The 342-nt window shown below is 60.8% G+C and carries 1 pseudogene; it reads right to left on the reverse strand.

From position 1 onward, the window contains the following. Positions 1–342 (reverse strand): annotated as a pseudogene (locus BK665_RS33405) (TolC family protein); the annotation flags it as partial.

A 342-nucleotide genomic window follows, 5' to 3' on the forward strand; every position in this document is an offset into this window, starting at 1 on the left:
AAACTCCAGCCCCGGCAACAACCGCAGCATGGCTTTACGGATTTCGGCAGTGCTGATGCGGGTCTGGTAATCCTGCTCGCGCAGTTCTGGACGGCTGGCCAGGGCTTCGTGTTCGAGGCTGGCCATGCCGACTTTCAGTTGCGGAATCGTGTAGTCGTCCGGGGTCGCCAGTTTCAGATCGGTACCCATCGGCAGGTTGATCAGGGTCGACAGTTCGGTCTTGGCCAGGGACAACGCGCGGCGTTGCTCTTGCAGCTGACGGGTCGCTTCGATCAGCGAGCGCTGGTAACCCAACGACACCACCGGATCGCCGATGCGTTGATCGCTCATGCTCTGGCTGTT

It is taken from the genome of Pseudomonas frederiksbergensis, from assembly GCF_003732665.1.
GTDB lineage: Bacteria > Pseudomonadota > Gammaproteobacteria > Pseudomonadales > Pseudomonadaceae > Aquipseudomonas > Aquipseudomonas frederiksbergensis_G.